At 70.6% G+C, this 14,977-nt stretch carries 14 protein-coding genes and 2 pseudogenes; 4 read left to right on the forward strand and 12 right to left on the reverse strand.

What is annotated here, in order from left to right; all coding sequences use genetic code 11:
• From ABZ707_RS32775 to ABZ707_RS32800, 6 genes and pseudogenes are all read right to left on the reverse strand, one after another.
• Positions 1-736: pseudogene (locus tag ABZ707_RS32775) on the reverse strand (hypothetical protein); the annotation flags it as partial.
• A gap of 268 nt (positions 737-1,004) precedes the next feature.
• Positions 1,005-2,225 (reverse strand): precorrin-6y C5,15-methyltransferase (decarboxylating) subunit CbiE, encoded by a 1,221-nt coding sequence (gene cbiE / locus ABZ707_RS32780; protein WP_360182383.1) that lies wholly within the window; start codon positions 2,223-2,225, stop codon positions 1,005-1,007.
• Positions 2,226-2,402: 177 nt separating this feature from the next.
• Positions 2,403-3,041 (reverse strand): GNAT family N-acetyltransferase, encoded by a 639-nt coding sequence (locus tag ABZ707_RS32785; protein ID WP_360182386.1) that lies wholly within the window; start codon positions 3,039-3,041, stop codon positions 2,403-2,405.
• A 158-nt stretch (positions 3,042-3,199) separates the two neighbouring features.
• Complete coding sequence (locus ABZ707_RS32790) at positions 3,200-4,060, reverse strand: MetQ/NlpA family ABC transporter substrate-binding protein (RefSeq protein ID WP_360182389.1); 861 nt, start codon at positions 4,058-4,060, stop codon at positions 3,200-3,202.
• A 152-nt stretch (positions 4,061-4,212) separates the two neighbouring features.
• Complete coding sequence (locus ABZ707_RS32795) at positions 4,213-4,884, reverse strand: methionine ABC transporter permease (RefSeq protein ID WP_360182392.1); 672 nt, start codon at positions 4,882-4,884, stop codon at positions 4,213-4,215.
• Positions 4,881-5,987: an ATP-binding cassette domain-containing protein gene (locus ABZ707_RS32800; RefSeq protein WP_360182395.1), complete on the reverse strand. Its 1,107-nt coding sequence runs from the start codon at positions 5,985-5,987 to the stop codon at positions 4,881-4,883. Before ABZ707_RS32800 ends, ABZ707_RS32795 begins: the two co-directional genes overlap by 4 nt.
• A 632-nt stretch (positions 5,988-6,619) precedes the next feature.
• Between ABZ707_RS32800 and ABZ707_RS32805 the strand changes: the two genes are divergently transcribed.
• Positions 6,620-6,979: a hypothetical protein gene (locus ABZ707_RS32805; protein WP_360182398.1), complete on the forward strand. Its 360-nt coding sequence runs from the start codon at positions 6,620-6,622 to the stop codon at positions 6,977-6,979.
• Between the two features lie 2 nt (positions 6,980-6,981).
• Positions 6,982-7,461: a hypothetical protein gene (locus tag ABZ707_RS32810; protein ID WP_360182400.1), complete on the forward strand. Its 480-nt coding sequence runs from the start codon at positions 6,982-6,984 to the stop codon at positions 7,459-7,461.
• A 48-nt stretch (positions 7,462-7,509) separates the two neighbouring features.
• Here the strand turns inward: ABZ707_RS32810 and ABZ707_RS32815 are convergent, their stop codons facing one another.
• From ABZ707_RS32815 to ABZ707_RS32825, 3 genes are all read right to left on the reverse strand, one after another.
• The gene (locus tag ABZ707_RS32815; RefSeq protein WP_360182403.1) at positions 7,510-8,013 is read right to left on the reverse strand and encodes a GNAT family N-acetyltransferase; all 504 of its coding nucleotides are present in this window, start codon (positions 8,011-8,013) and stop codon (positions 7,510-7,512) included.
• A gap of 37 nt (positions 8,014-8,050) precedes the next feature.
• Positions 8,051-8,674 carry a sigma-70 family RNA polymerase sigma factor gene (locus tag ABZ707_RS32820; RefSeq protein WP_360182406.1) on the reverse strand — a complete coding sequence of 208 codons (624 nt, stop codon included), beginning with the start codon at positions 8,672-8,674 and terminating at the stop codon, positions 8,051-8,053.
• 75 nt (positions 8,675-8,749) lie between these two features.
• Positions 8,750-9,904 (reverse strand): glycerophosphodiester phosphodiesterase, encoded by a 1,155-nt coding sequence (locus ABZ707_RS32825; protein WP_360182409.1) that lies wholly within the window; start codon positions 9,902-9,904, stop codon positions 8,750-8,752.
• Between the two features lie 180 nt (positions 9,905-10,084).
• Between ABZ707_RS32825 and ABZ707_RS32830 the strand changes: the two genes are divergently transcribed.
• Complete coding sequence (locus ABZ707_RS32830; protein WP_360182421.1) at positions 10,085-10,801, forward strand: lysophospholipid acyltransferase family protein; 717 nt, start codon at positions 10,085-10,087, stop codon at positions 10,799-10,801.
• Between the two features lie 25 nt (positions 10,802-10,826).
• On the opposite strand, the gene ABZ707_RS32835 is transcribed toward ABZ707_RS32830, so the two are convergent.
• Both ABZ707_RS32835 and ABZ707_RS32840 read right to left on the reverse strand, forming a co-directional pair.
• Positions 10,827-12,368, reverse strand: a complete 1,542-nt coding sequence (locus ABZ707_RS32835) for an MFS transporter (RefSeq protein WP_360182412.1) — start codon at positions 12,366-12,368, stop codon at positions 10,827-10,829.
• The gene (locus ABZ707_RS32840) at positions 12,365-12,913 is read right to left on the reverse strand and encodes a TetR/AcrR family transcriptional regulator (RefSeq protein ID WP_360182415.1); all 549 of its coding nucleotides are present in this window, start codon (positions 12,911-12,913) and stop codon (positions 12,365-12,367) included. The genes ABZ707_RS32835 and ABZ707_RS32840 overlap by 4 nt, the downstream gene beginning before the upstream one ends.
• 134 nt (positions 12,914-13,047) lie before the next feature.
• On the opposite strand from ABZ707_RS32840, the pseudogene ABZ707_RS32845 reads away from it, so the two are divergent.
• A pseudogene (locus ABZ707_RS32845) lies at positions 13,048-13,370 on the forward strand (hypothetical protein).
• Between the two features lie 12 nt (positions 13,371-13,382).
• Here ABZ707_RS32845 and argH read toward each other — a convergent pair.
• Positions 13,383-14,816: an argininosuccinate lyase gene (argH, locus tag ABZ707_RS32850; protein ID WP_360182418.1), complete on the reverse strand. Its 1,434-nt coding sequence runs from the start codon at positions 14,814-14,816 to the stop codon at positions 13,383-13,385.
• Positions 14,817-14,977 lie beyond the last annotated feature (161 nt).

Consider the following 14,977-nt stretch of genomic DNA (forward strand, 5'->3'; position numbering starts at 1 on the left):
TGGAGCCGGGGCCCGCCGTCTCCTGACCGCCGGCCTCCTGACCGTTGGAATCCAGCGGCGTGGCATCCGAGACCATGGCATCCGACGCCATGGAGTCCGGCACCGGGCCCCCGAGAGTGTCTTCCCCGGGCTCCGTGGCGGCGGCCGGCTCCACCGGTACGCCGGCCTCGGGCCCGGCCACCGCGTCCAGCGGCTGCTGCGCCGCGTACTCGGTCTGCCCGGGGATCTCGGCCAGGTTCGGCAGCATCTGCTCGCCCTGGAACCCGGCGCCCGCCTGGAACCCCTGCTCCGGGGCCGGTTGCTGGGGCGCCTGGTACTGGTCCTGCGCCCGGAACTCCTCCGGCGCCTGGACCTGGACAGGTGAAACCGGCTCCGCCGTCGGCGCCGGCTGTTCTATGGGAGGGGCCTGCTGCTGGACGGGAGCCTGCTCCGGGGCCGCGTACGCCTCGGCGTACGCCTCGGGCACCGGGAATGCCCCGGAGTCCCCCGTCGCGTATCCCTCGGCAACGGCGTATCCCTCATGGGTGGCGTAGACGGCGGGCGTCTCGGGCGGCACCACCTGCGGATCGCTCCACCCTCCCTGCGCGCTCGGCATCAGCAGCAGGTCTTCTTCCTCGGCGGGCGGAGCGGAGGGGTCGAGGTAGGTGTACGCGCCCGGAGCGGGGATGCCCGGCTGCTCCACCATGCCTGCGTTCTCCGGCAGTCCCTCGCCCGGGACCTGGCCGGTGTCAGTCATGCGTACCCCTCGCCCATTGGTTGTGCTCCTTCAGCCCTTCACCGGAGACCCGGTGCGCGGCGCTTCCGGCGCCCGTCAGTAACAACGAGCGTGGGCACCGCGCGGCACGTATGGCCCGCGGTCACACATCGCGCGTCCCCCCAGTCTCCGCCGTACCACATGAGCGCCCAAAACGGTCCCATTTTCCGGACATTGACGAACGAACCGACGAACGCCCGGCAGTGGTACAACGATCTACCAGCCTACCTCGCGCGGCCCGGCGGCAGGGTCAGGGGGCGCTGTCCGGACGCTGTCCTGAGAGCAGGAAGACGACGGACCGCTCGCGTTCCGACCAGGCTCCGGTGTCCAGGTCGACGGACTGGAGGAGGACGCACTCCACCTCATATCCCCCTTCGGCCAAGGCCGTTCCGACCGCCTCGGCCTCGTCCCGCGTCGCCGCGTGCGTGACGATGCGCTCGGGCCTGCGGTCGGCGCAGGCGATGACCACATCGATGCCACCGCCGCCGATCCGTACGACATCGGGCTCGGGCAGCCGCTCCAGCACATGCGGCGCGCGGCCCTGGACGACCTGGAGCTGTACGCCCGCGCGCCGCGCGGCGGCGGCCGTACTGGCGCAGGCTCCCGGCTCGTCGTCGACGGCGATCACGGCCGCGCCGAAGCGGGCCGCCTCGGCGGCGAGCGCTCCGCTGCCGGAGCCGATGTCCCAGATCAGATCGCCGGTACGGGCCCCGAGCCGGGCCAGTTGAGCGGCGCGCAGCCAGGTCGACTCGCCCTCGTCGAGGTCGATGCCGTACTCCTCGGTGGGCAGCGCCCAGCCGCGCTCCGAGGGCGGGTATCCGGGGTCGCGGCCGGCGATCCAGCCGGCGGACGGGGACGCCGCCGTGCCGATCCCGCCGATGACGATCACCACATTGGGGTCGCGCCAGACATGGTCGGCCGCCTTGTCGGAGGTGAGGACGGTGACTTGTTCGCGTTCCGTGCCGAGTTCCTCGCAGATGACGAAGGTGCGGTGGACTCCTTCCAGCAGGAGCGCGAGTTCGGCGGGGCCCGCGCCCGGAGAGGTGAGGACGGCGACCTTGGTGTGCGCCCGGCACACATTCACCGCGCGGCGCAGCGTACGGCTGTGCGCGACGACGACCTGGGCGTCGTCCCAGGCCATACCGGCGCGGGCGAAGGCGGTGGCCACGGACGAGACCGCGGGCACGACTTCGACCTCCAGGCCGTGTTCGGGTGCGCGCAATGTGCGTACGACACCGAAGAAGCCTGGGTCGCCGTCGGCGAGGACCACCGCGCTGCCGCGGTGCCCGGCGATCCGGCGGGCCGCCAGGTCGATGCTGCCGAGCCGGATGCGCTCGGCTCCGGCCGGCACCTCCGGGAGGGCCAGGTGGTGCCCGGCTCCGGCCACCATCGTGGCGGCCGAGAGTGCGGACCTGGCCGCAGAGGTGAGGGGCGAGCCGTCCCAGCCGATCACCGTGACGCGGTCGGCCATCGTCGTCAGTCTCCCGAGGTTGTCGCTGATGAGGGCGGACAGCAGCCGCTTCCGGCCGGCGCGGCCCGCTGCCGCCCGGGTGACCGCACGATCGCGCGTGTCGCACTGCCGTACGGTTCGCGGGCAGGGTGAGAGTACCTGGCCGGGGCGGGGAACGGCCGGGCGGTGGGGGTCCCGTCAGTTCCAGTCGGTGAAGGACGCGTAGCCGCTCGCGTCCGCCATCTGTTCGGCGACGCCCTCGAGATCCTCGGGCAGCAGGCTCCAGACGATCAGGTCGGTGCGGATGTCGGTCCAGCCGCCGTCCTCGGTCTGGGAACGCGCTATCCAGGCGTTGCGCAGGACGCCTTCGCTGATGCAGCCGATCTTCTGCGCGACCTGCTGGGCGGCGGTGTTGTCGGCCGCCGTCCGCACCTCGATGCGTTCGAACTTCTGGTCGCGGAAGAGCCACTGGGCGACGGCGAGGGCCGATTCGGTGGCGTAGCCCTCGCCACGGGCCCAGGGAGCGGTGACATAGGCCGCCTCGGTGGCGAGCGTGTGCCAGTTGGTGTGCCGCAGGCGCACACTGCCGACGAGCCGCTGGGTGAGGAACTCGGTGACGGCGAAGACGATGCCGCGCCCTTCGGCGCGTTCGGCGGGCGCGATCCTGCTCACCCATTCCTCGGCGTCACCGGCCGTGTAGGGGTGCGGTGCGGAGGTCCAGGCCGTGACCAGTTCGTCGTTCATCATCTCGATGTGCGCCGGAATGTCCGCGGGCTCGAAGGGGCGCAGCACCAACCGCTCCGTGCTGATGGAGACGTCCGGAAAGGTGGTAGTCATGCGGGGCTCCATGCCTCAGTCCGTCGTAAATGCACAGCATGCAGCATCCGGCGGGGATGCGCATGGCCGGGTCCGTACGGATGCGAGGGCCCCGCGCACGGCATCCGCGCGCGGGGCTCCCGTCGGCAAGAACGGTACTGCTGCGACCGTTTGAGGGGTTACCCGACCTTGCCGAAGGCGGGCACGACCGAGCCGTCGTAGGTGTCGTCGATGTACTTCTTCACCTCGGGCGAGTTGAGGAGCTTCGCGAGCTTCAGCACGCGCGGGTCCTTCTCGTTGCCCTCCTTGACGGCGAGGAAGTTGGCGTACGGGTTGCCTTCGGCCTTCTCCAGGGCGAGCGCGTCCTGGGCGGGCTTCAGGTCCGCCTCCAGGGCGTAGTTGCCGTTGATGACGGCGGCGTCGACGTCATTCAGGGCGCGGGGCAGGGTGGCGGCCTCCAGCTCCTTGAACTTGAGGCCCTTCGCGTCCTTGATGGCCGAGAGGTTGGCGTCGCTGGCGGCGCCGTCCTTCAGCGTGATCACGCCGTTCTCCGCGAGCAGATGGAGCGCGCGGCCCTCGTTGGTGGTGTCGTTGGGGATGGCGAGGGTCTGGCCCGGCTTGAGGTCCTTGAGGTCCTTGACCTTGTTGGAGTAGAGGCCGAGCGGCTCCAGATGGACATTGACGACGGGCACGATGTGGGTGCCGTTCTTCTTGTTGAAGTCGTCGAGATACGGCTTGTGCTGGAAGAAGTTGGCGTCGACCTCGCCGTTCTCGGTGGCGGTGTTCGGCAGGACGTAGTCCGTGAACTCCTTGACCTCCAGCTTGAGGCCCTCCTTCGCCGCCAGGTTCTTCTTCACGAACTCCAGGATGTCGGCGTGCGGCACCGGGGAGGCGGCGACGAGCAGCGGCTTGGACGCGTCCGTCTTGCCGTCCGACCCGGACGTGGCGCCGGGGTCGGACGAGGTGCCGCAGGCGCTGAGGCCCAGGGCGAGGGCGGCGGTCGCGGCGGCGACCGCGGTGAGCTTGATGTTGGTACGCACGAAGAGTGCCTCTTTTCGCAATGGTGGTGAGCCCGGACAAGGAGTGCGGGCCGGTGGGAGCGGGGAAGCCGGACACGGGCGGCCGGAAGCCACCGGAGGCGGTGCGGCCGGCCGGGAGGGAGGGGCGATGGGGTGCTCGGGCGGTCAGGTCGTCAGGAGGCGGAACGCCCCCTGCGCGCCAGCAGCCGTACGGCACCGTCGCCGATGAGCTGGACCACGGTGACGATCACAATCAGGACAATGACCGTGGCGATCATGAAGCCGTTCTCGAAGCGCTGGAATCCATAGGTGACGGCCTTGGACCCGAGCCCCTCGCCGCCGACCGCCCCCGCCATGGCCGAGTAGCCGATGAGCGCGATGACCGTGGTGGTGACGCCGGAGACCAGCGAGGGAAGCGCCTGCGGCAGCAGCACCTTGCGGACGATGGTGGGGATGGAGCCGCCCATCGCCTGGACGGCTTCGACCAGTCCGTGGTCGACCTCCCGGATCGCGGTCTCGACAAGACGCGCGAAGAACGGGATGGCGCCGATGGCCAGCGGCACGATCATCGCGGTGGGGCCGATGAAGGTGCCGACGACCAGTGTGGTGAACGGGATCAGCGCGATCAGCAGGATGATGAACGGCAGGGAGCGGCCGATGTTCACGACCACGCCGACGGCCTTGTTCACGGGCGCGTTCTGGAGCAGTCCGCCCTTGTCGGTGAGGACGAGCAGGATGCCGAGCGGCAGCCCGCCGACGACGGTCACCAGCGCGGACCACAACACCATGTAGAGGGTGTCGACGGTGCCCTGAGTCAGCAGTGGCTGCATCTCCGACCAGGTCACTTGGCATCTTCCTTCACCGGTGCGGGATTCTGGGCGGGGATCACGGCCGCGGGGGCGGTGGCATCGTCGGCGACGGCGTCGGCATTGGCATCGGCGGGATCAACGATCTCCACCTGGAGGCCCTGTTCGCGCAGGAAGCCGACCGGCACGACGTTCTCCTCGTAACGGCCGGGGAGTTCGATCCGCATCCGGCCGATCTGCCGTCCGCCGACGGTGTCCATCGCGGCGCCCAGGATCGAGATGTCGATGTTGTACGTACGGGAGAGCTGTGAGATCACCGGCCGCGCGGCGGCCTCGCCGTGGAAGGTGACGTCAACGACCGTACGGTCCGGGCCCGATGCCGTGCCGGCCACCGGGAACAGCTCCCGCGCCAGCTCGGAGCCGGGCGTGGCCAGCAGTTCCGCGACCGTGCCCGACTCGGTGATCCTGCCCCGCTGCATCAGCGCCGCCGAGTCGCAGATCGTCTTCACGACCCCCATCTCGTGCGTGATGAGCAGGACGGTCAGCCCGAGCTGCTGGTTGAGGTCGCGCAGGAGCTGGAGGATCGAGCGGGTGGTCTCGGGGTCGAGGGCGCTGGTCGCCTCGTCGGAGAGCAGCACCTTGGGGCGGCCCGCCAGCGCGCGGGCGATACCGACCCGCTGCTTCTGGCCACCGGAGAGCTGGGCGGGGTAGACCTTGGCCTTCTCGGCGAGGCCGACCAGGTCGAGCAGTTCCAGGGCGCGGCGCGCGCGGTCCTGGCCGGAGAGTCCGAGGATCTCCAGGGGCAGCTCGACATTGTCCTGGACGGTGCGCGAGGACAGCAGGTTGAAGTGCTGGAAGACCATGCCGATCGAGCTGCGCGCCCGGCGCAGTTCCCGGCCGGCCCGCCGGCCCCGCCCGGCGAGCGCGGTGAGGTCCTGGCCGTCGACGACCACCGTGCCGGAGGTGGGGCGTTCCAGCAGGTTGACGCACCGGATGAGCGAGGACTTGCCGGCGCCGCTCTGTCCGACGACTCCGAAGACCTCACCCTCGCGGACATGCAGGTCGACGCCGTCGAGAGCGGTGACTTCACGGCCGCGCGACGCGGACCGGTAAACCTTTGTCAGGTCCGTAGTAGTGATCACAGAGGCTTCCATCGCTGTCGAGTGCGCGGCGAAGTGTCGGCCGGGCACGGGGCATTGGTCATTCCGTCGCGGCACGGCTGACCGGGAGGCAGCATGTGCGCGGGGCGAACGGGCACGGCCCGCGCATGGCCTCGGGAGCCCTGATGGCATTCGGGCTCGGTGGGGCCGCGCGGACTGTCGGGTCTCGCTTCGGGGCGCGAGACTCAGGCAGGGGCCCTCAGATGGCGCACATTCGACACAGACAACGAGCACCGGGCGTCATGATCGCCTCGGTCGCGGATACGCGGTAGCTCGTCGTGGTCATGCGGTAAGTAAAGCAGACGTCAGTACTTGACCAAGGGCACTGTCCGTATAGCGGACATTTCCTTCGCACCATTCGGACAGCTTCGCGCTCCCCCCGAACGCCGCGCACGAGGCCGGTGGGGTCCCCGGCCGCCACTGTGCCGGGGGTGACCTGCGGCGACACCAGAGAAAGGGCGTGCGCGGCCAGGTCCGCGACCCGGCGGCGAAGGGGGCGCGCTGTGGTCAAGCCCACGGCCCGCAGGGACCGACGGCCCCCGGTCCCGGGACCCGGCGCGGGTCGCACGGGGGCGCGCGCGCCGGACCATTTCGGCCGTAATACCCTCGGGGCCATGCTTGTCGCCCTGACGGTCGCGGTCTCCGTGACCGCGCTCCTCCTCGCCGCCTGGTGCGGTTTCGCCGCCTACCGCGACCAGCCCACCAAGGACTGGCACTTCATCGGCATGGCCGTGGTGTCCGCGCTGGCCCTGGCGCAACTCGTGGTGGGAATCGCGCGGGTGGCGGGCGGCGCGAGGGCCGCCGACGGCTCGGTGATCTTCTTCTCGTATCTGGTCGGCGCGCTGCTGGCGGTGCCGGCGGCCGGTTTTCTGTCGCTGTCCGAGCGGACGCGCTGGGGCTCGGTGACGGTCTCCGCGGGAGCGGTCGTACTGGCCGTGCTGGAAGTACGGCTCCATGACATCTGGGGAGGCTGAGGATGGACGGGTCCGCCACCGGCGCGCGGAACACGACCGAGCCGGAGAGGAACGGCGAACCGGAGACCGGCGCACAAGCGGCCGGAGGAGAGCCGAGGACCCGGCTGGTGCGCGGACCGGGCCTGCTGCTGGTCTGGGTGTACGGCGTGATGTCCGTCGGCGCGGTCTCCCGGTCCGTCTACCAGATCGCCACCGAATTCGACCGGGCGCCGCTGGCGTACACGCTCTCCGCCGTCGCGGCCGTGGTGTACGCCTTCATCACCTACACCCTGGTACGCGGCGGGGAGACGGCGCGAAAGGCGGCGCTGGCGTGCTGCGCCGCCGAACTCGCCGGCGTACTGACCGTGGGGACCTGGACGCTGGCCGAATCCTCGGCCTTCCCGGATGCCACGGTCTGGTCGGACTACGGGATGGGCTATCTCTTCATTCCGGTGCTGCTGCCGGTCACCGGCATCCTGTGGCTGCGTGCCTCGCGGCGGTGACGGGGACCGGCACGGCGCCAACCGCCGCTCGCACCGCCGCGCGCCGGTTCAGGCGCTGGCCGCGTATGTCCCGGCGGCGGACCCTTTCTCCAGGGTGACGAGCTTCAGCCGCGGGCCGACCTGTTCCGTCGAGACGGGCGCGTAGCCGCGGCTGCGGTACAGACGCAGATTGCCCTCGCTGCGGTGGCCGGTGAAGAGCTGGAAGCGCTTGGCGGCCGGCTCGCCCGCGAAGTGCGCCTCGATCGCGTCGAGGAGTCTGCCGCCGAGGCCGTGGCGCCTCATCCGGGGGTGGACGACGAGTTTCTCGATGTGCGCGGTGCCGGTCTCGTCGACGCTTCCCCGTACCGAGGCCACCACTTCGTCGCCGAGGCGGGCCACCAGCCCGTGACCGCGGCCCAGTTCGGCCCTGAGGTCGTCGAGGGTCTGGGTGAGCGGCTCGATGGTGTAGTCGCCGTAGAGCTCCGCCTCGTTCTGGTAGCACAGGTACTGCAGCTTCAGAATGTGCTCCGCGTCCTGCGCGCTCGCCGCTGAGATGGTCACGCTCATGCCCATGTGTGCATGCCTCCCGCTCACTTGGTCCGCCGATTGTCTACCGCTGCATTCCCCTCGGGTCAGGAGCCGCAACCTCCGCCGCGAGCATTCTGCGCAGGCATCCCAGGCATCTTGAGCGCAATGGGCCCAAAGTGCCCTGTGACATACCCAACTCCCCCGCGATTTCACGGTAGGTGGGGTCCTTCGGCGACAGCATCGCGGCAAGGAGTCGCGGGCAGCGGCCGGGCGTGCGGCGGACCGCCGCGCGCAGCGCGCGGCGCCGCTCGGAGCGGAGCGCGGCCCGCTCGGGGTCGGCCTCCGGGCCGGTGGCGGGCTCGACGCGGTACGGCCGCTCCCGGGCCGCGATGCGGCGGGCGCGGCGCGCCTCGGCCCTGACCACGTCCCGTACCCACCGCGCGAGGTCGCCGGGCGGCCCCTCGTCCTCCGTCCGCTCCAGCAGCCGCACCCAGAATGCCTGTTCGAGGTCGCCGGGTTCGGCGCCGGTCCCCGGCGCCTCGGCCGCCGCCTCCGCGCGCACCAGCGGGAGCAGCCCCTCGACGAGGGTCTCCCGGGCCTGGCGCGGGCGGCGCGGCGCCGGGACGGACACGGCCGGCGGCCGGGGCACGGCGGGACGGAGCAGGGTCGGGGTCCGTAGGGACGGGTTGGCTTCGACAAGCGTCATGACGGGCGGGACGTCCCGGCGGCGACCGCCGGTTGCTCCCCGGCCGGGCAGTCACCCGACCGGGGCACAGCGGGGTCAGCGGCTGACGAAGTCCGCCCGCGCCAGCAGACCCGTGTCCGGGTTGTCGGTGAAGATGCCGTCGATGCCCTGCTCGAAGTAGCGCTTGAACGCGCCGAACGCGTCGCCGTACGCGTTGGGGTCCGTACCGCGCCGGAAGTCGGCGGGCAGGAAGGTGTTCTCGTCGCGCAGTGTGTACGGGTGGAGGATCAGGCCCTTCGCGTGCGCGTCCCGTACCAGCGTGGTGGGCGTGCCCAGCTTGCCCGTGGCGTCCTTCGGGATGATCAGGTCGAGCGTGGGACCGATGCCCTGCGCGAAGGACGCGATCCACCTCAGGCCCTCGGGCTTGACCAGGTCGGACACCGTGCGCGGGTCGTTCGCCGTCCTGAAGTCCCACGGCCGGGTGCCGGCGGCGTCGAGCAGCACGACGCGCGGCGACGAGACCAGCTTCGCCATCCGCTGCATGCTGCTCGGCTCGAAGGACTGCAGGAATATCGCGGAGTCCTTGCGGTCACGCCCGTACCGGCGCAGCAGCTTGGCGAGGCGCTCCTCCAGGCCGAGGCCGATCCCGCGGAAGTAGGTGGGGTGCTTGGTCTCGGTGTACAGCCAGATCTTGCGTCCCCGGCGGCGGCCCTCGTCCTCGGCCCAGCGCAGTACCTCCTCGAACGTGGGAACCTCCCAGCGTCCGTCGTAGAGGGTGTTGCGCTGGCGGTTGGCGGGGATGCGCTCCTTGGCCCGCAGCGTCTTCAGTTCGGCGAGCGTGAAGTCCTCGGTGAACCAGCCGGTGAGGCTGGTCCCGTCGACGCTCTTCGTGGTCTTGCGGCCGGCGAACTCCGGGTGGTCCGCGACATCCGTCGTGGCGGTGATGTCGTTCTCGTGACGGCACACCAGATGGCCGTCCTTGGTGGGCACCAGGTCCTGCTCGATCACATGCGCGCCGAGGTCCAGGGCGAGCTGGTACGAGCCGAGGGTGTGCTCCGGACGGTAGCCGCTGGCCCCGCGGTGGCCGACGATCGTGAGCTCGGGCAGGCCCGGATACGACGATCCGTGGCCCTCGCCCCGCCCCCGCTCGGCCGCCTGCGCCGCGCCGGGCAGCGCCATGGCCGCCGAGCCGAGCACCGCCGCTCCCAGTACGGTCCTTCGTCCGGGCGTGTTCCGCGCACCCTGTGTCATGAACGCTCCTTGATGTGATGTCACTCGCCTGCCGGGCGAGGCCCGAGCGTAGGCGGCCCCGCCCTCCGTACGGGAGACCCCGGGAGAACGTGCCGGGAACACATGTCAACGCCGTGTATCCGGTCGGTGAACTCGATGTGCGCGTGCCGCGACCCACGAGTATCGTCCTCACCTGCATGGATTTCGACGGCCGTCCACGACCGTCCCACGACACCGGAGGACCCGTTGTCCCGCTTCGCGCTCATCAAGGCAGTGCTCGGACCGATCGTGCGCCTGATGTTCCGCACACGAGTGGAGGGCGCGGGAAACATCCCGGGGAGCGGTCCTGTCATCCTCGCCGGCAACCATCTCACCTTCATCGACTCGATGATCCTTCCGCTGGTCTGTGACCGTCAGGTCTTCTTCATCGGCAAGGACGAGTACGTCACCGGCAAGGGCCTCAAGGGCCGGCTGATGGCCTGGTTCTTCACCGGTGTCGGGATGATCCCGGTGGACCGTGACGGCGGGCGCGGCGGAGTGGCGGCGCTGATGACGGGCCGTCGGGTGCTGGACGAGGGCAATATCTTCGGCATCTACCCGGAGGGCACCCGCTCTCCCGACGGCCGGCTGTACCGGGGGCGTACGGGCATCGCGCGGCTGACCCTGATGACCGGCGCGCCGGTGGTGCCCTTCGCGATGATCGGCACGGACAAGCTCCAGCCGAACGGCACGGGCATGCCGCGCACCGGCAAGGTGACCGTGCGCTTCGGCAAGCCGATGGAGTTCTCCCGGTACGAGGGCATGGACCGGGACCGCTATGTGCTGCGGGCCGTGACGGACTCGGTGATGACCGAGGTCATGCTGCTGTCCGGCCAGGAGTACGTGGACGTCTACGCCACCAAGGCGAAGGCGGCCTGACGCCCCGGACGGCGGCGGGACCGCGTCAGTGCCCGGCACCGTCCTCCAGTTTCTGGTCGCGCAGCAGGAACCACGCGGCCACCGCCGTGATCAGCAGCACCGCCGCGCCCACGCCTGACGCGAGACGCAGACCGGCGGAGAAGGCGTCCTGAGCCGCGGCGAGCAGCGCCCCGGCGGAGTGGGCCGGGAGTCCGTTCGCCGCCTCCACCGCGCCGCCCAGGGATTCATGGGCGGCCGAGACCGCGTCCGCAGGGACCCCGGGCGGGGCGGTGAAGTCCCGGTACACACCGGTGACGACCGAGCCCAGCAAAGCGATGCCGAGGGCCGCGCCCAGTTCGTACGCGGTCTCGGAGACGGCGGACGCGGCGCCGGCCTGTTCCCTGGGGACGCTGGAGAGGATCACGTCGGCCGTGACGGTGAAGGAGAACCCCGCACCGGCCCCGACGACCAGCAGCACCGCGCCCAGCAGCGGAAAGCCGGTGGACTGGCTGAGTCCGGTCAGCGCCGCGAGGGCCAGACCGATCGCGGCGAGGCCGCCGGCGACCACGGAGCGCACGGAGAAACGGCGAGCGGTCGCACCGGCGACCAGTCCCGCCGCCACCGCGCCCACGGCCGCCGGCAATTCGGCCAGACCCGCCTCCAGCGGTGAGCGCCCCTGCACCAGTTGCAGGAACTGCGACAGGAAGAAGACCAGCCCGGACAGGCCGAGAATGGTCAGCAGATCGGCCAGCACCCCGCCGGAGAAACCCCGGTGGTGGAAGAGCCTCATGTCGAGCAGCGGCGCGGTCAGCGTGAGCTGCCGTCGTACGAACCAGTGGAGCGCGACCGCGCCGGCCACACCCGCCGCGGCGGCTTCCCAGTCCGGCCCGTGCGCCGCCGTCTCCTTGACGGCGTAGACGACTCCCACGACACCGACGAGGGACAGTGCCACGCTTGTCATGTCCCAGGGGCCCGGCGCGGGGTTCTTCGATTCGGGCAGGGTCCTGATGCCCACGACGACCAGGACGGCCATCACCGGCAGATTGATCAGGAAGACCGAGCCCCACCAGAAGTGCTCCAGCAGGAAGCCGCCGACGACGGGGCCGACCGCCGCACCGGCGGAGGCCATCGCGCCCCAGATGCCGATGGCCAGACTGCGCTCCCTGGGGTCGTGGAAGATGTTGCGGATCAGCGCGAGGGTGGACGGCATCAGGGTCGCACCCGCGACACCCAGCAGCGCACGGGCGACGATCATCATCTCGGGCGTGGCCGCGTAGGCGTTGAGCACCGAGACCCCGCCGAAGGCGACCGCGCCCGTCAGCAGCAGCCGCTTCCGGCCGACGCGGTCGCCGAGGCTGCCCATGGAGACCAGCAGTCCGGCGATGACGAACGAGTAGATGTCACCGATCCAGAGGAGCTGGGTCCCGGACGGCTTGAGGTCCTCGCTGAGAAAGGGGGTGGCGAGGCCGAGGACGGTCGCGTCGACGGCCACCAGCAGCACGGCGAGGACGAGGACGCCCAGCGCGATCCACCGCCCGGGGCGCGGGAGGAGCCGGCCGTCCGCCGCCGGCAGATAGGTGCTGGTCATGGCTTCACGCTCCGTCGTACTCCGCCGAGCAGCAGCTCGACGATCATGTACTGGAAATCCTTGGTGGCGACGCGCCCGTCCTGGACCGCCCAGGCACAGGAGCTGATCAGTCCGTAGAAGGCCTCGGTCAGCCAGGCGGGGCTGAGATCTATCCGGAACTCGCCCTGTTCCTGTCCGCGCCGGAAGAGCGCCGAGACCCGGGCGTCGAGCCGGTTCCAGCCGTCGTTGACGTCACCCTCGAAGAGCTGGTTCTCGGTGACGAGGAATCCGAGGAGACCGGCGGCGGGCTCGACCTCCCCGACGAATCGGCGCAGCGCCTCGCCCGCCGGGCCCTCGTCGAGACGGGCCGCGTCCAGCGCGGTCTCGAACTCCCGGATGCCCAGCTCCTCCAGCGCCCTGACCAGGGCGTCGCGCCCGGCGAAGTGGCGGTGGAGCGTCGCACGCCCGATGCCCGCGGCGCGGGCGACCTCGTCCATGGTGGCGGTCGCCTTGCGGGTGAGGACGGCGGCGGCGGTGCGCAGCACCTGGTCACGATTGACTGTCATGAGACGAACATAACCCGATCGAGACATGAATGTCTCATTCAATGCGTCGAGTCATGCCGGTCGGCGAGGTCAGGTGTCGCGAGGCGGCCAGGAAAGGACTTCCCAGCACCGGCCCCGGTGGCGATCATGGCGGAATGAAGCCACTGCTGCTGATCGATGTCGACGGACCGCTCAATCCGTACGCGGCTCCGGCGACACGTCGGCCGGAGGGCTACGCGACGCACCGGCCCAGATGCACGGAAAGGCCCCTCGCGGGACCTTCTGGAAGACGCAGTACATCCTGGAGTACGCGGCCGGACGGCCGTTCGCCTGGATCGACGACGACATCACGTCCTACGACCACGAGTGGGTCGATCAACGGCACCTGGCCGCCGCCCTGTTGCTGCACATCGATCCGCGCACCGGACTGACCCGGCCGGATTTCGACGCGCTCGCGGACTGGGCGGCGGCGCTGTAGCCGCCGCTCGCGCTACCGCTGCTTCCTGGCGTCCGCCCAGGCGTGCTGGATCACCAGGTCGGCCTTGACCTCGGCGAGCTGCACGGCCACCGCGGCGGGAGCCGTGCCGCCACGGCCGTCACGGGAGGCCAGCGCGCCCGGCACATTGAGCACCGACCGCACCTCGGGGGTGAGGTGCTCGGAGATCTTGGCGAACTGCTCGTCGGTCAGCTCGTCCAGCTCGATGCCGAGGCTTTCGCACTCCTTGACGCACTCCCCCGCGACCTCATGCGCCACCCGGAAGGGCACACCCTGCCTGACCAGCCATTCCGCGATGTCCGTGGCGAGCGAGAACCCGGCGGGAGCCAGCTCCTCCATCCGCGCCCTGTTGACGGTCAGCGTGGCCATCATGCCGGTGAACGCCGGCAGCAGGACCTCAAGCTGGTCGCAGGAGTCGAAGACCGGCTCCTTGTCCTCCTGGAGATCGCGGTTGTACGCGAGCGGCAGGGCCTTCAGCGTGGCCAGCAGCCCGGTGAGATTGCCGATGAGCCGGCCCGACTTGCCGCGCGCCAACTCCGCGATGTCCGGGTTCTTCTTCTGGGGCATGATCGACGAACCGGTGGAGAAGGCGTCGTGCAGGGTGACGAAGGAGAACTCCTTCGTGTTCCAGAGAATGACCTCCTCCGCGATCCGCGACAGATTGACGCCGATCATCGCGGTGATGAAGGCGAATTCGGCCACGAAGTCGCGGGAGGCGGTGCCGTCGATGGAGTTGCCCACGGAGCCCCGCTCGAAGCCGAGGTCCGCGGCGACCGCCTCCGGGTCGAGCCCGAGCGAGGATCCGGCCAGCGCGCCGGAGCCGTACGGGGAGACCGCCGTGCGCTTGTCCCACTGCCGCAGCCGCTCCGCGTCCCGGGAGAGCGACTGCACATGCGCCAGCACATGGTGGGCGAAGAGGACGGGCTGCGCGTGCTGGAGATGCGTGCGGCCCGGCATCGCGACATCCGGGTGCGCCTCGGCGAGGCCGACCAGCGCGTCCTGGAGCTCCGCGACAAGCCCGCCGATGATCCTGGCGTGATCCCGGAGGTACATCCGGAAGAGCGTGGCGACCTGGTCGTTGCGGGACCGGCCCGCGCGCAGCTTGCCGCCCAGGTCGGCGCCGAGACGCTCCAGCAGCCCGCGCTCCAGCGCGGTGTGGACGTCCTCGTCGGCGACGGTGCCGGTGAACGAGCCGTCGGCCACATCTGCTTCGAGCTGGTCGAGACCGGCCAGCATGCGGGTCAGTTCGTCCTCGGTGAGCAGCCCGGCCTTGTGGAGCACGCGGGCATGGGCGCGGGAGCCGGCGATGTCGTACGGCGCGAGCCGCCAGTCGAAGTGGACGGACGCGGACAGGGCTGCCAGCGCGTCCGAGGGACCGTCGGCGAAACGCCCGCCCCAGAGCCGGACATCACCGTTGTTGCTGCTCACTGCTGCTCCTCGGAGGGATCGGGAAGTACGACCGCCTCCCCGCCGCGGAGGAACGGGGAGGCGGCTGCCGTGCGAAGGGGGATCAGGCGAGGTCACGCCGTGCGGCGATCTTCGACGAGAGGCCGAAGATCTCGATGAAGCCCTGCGCCTTGGACTGGTCG

It is taken from the genome of Streptomyces sp. NPDC006923 (assembly GCF_040635655.1).
In the GTDB taxonomy this organism is placed as follows: Bacteria; Actinomycetota; Actinomycetes; order Streptomycetales; family Streptomycetaceae; genus Streptomyces.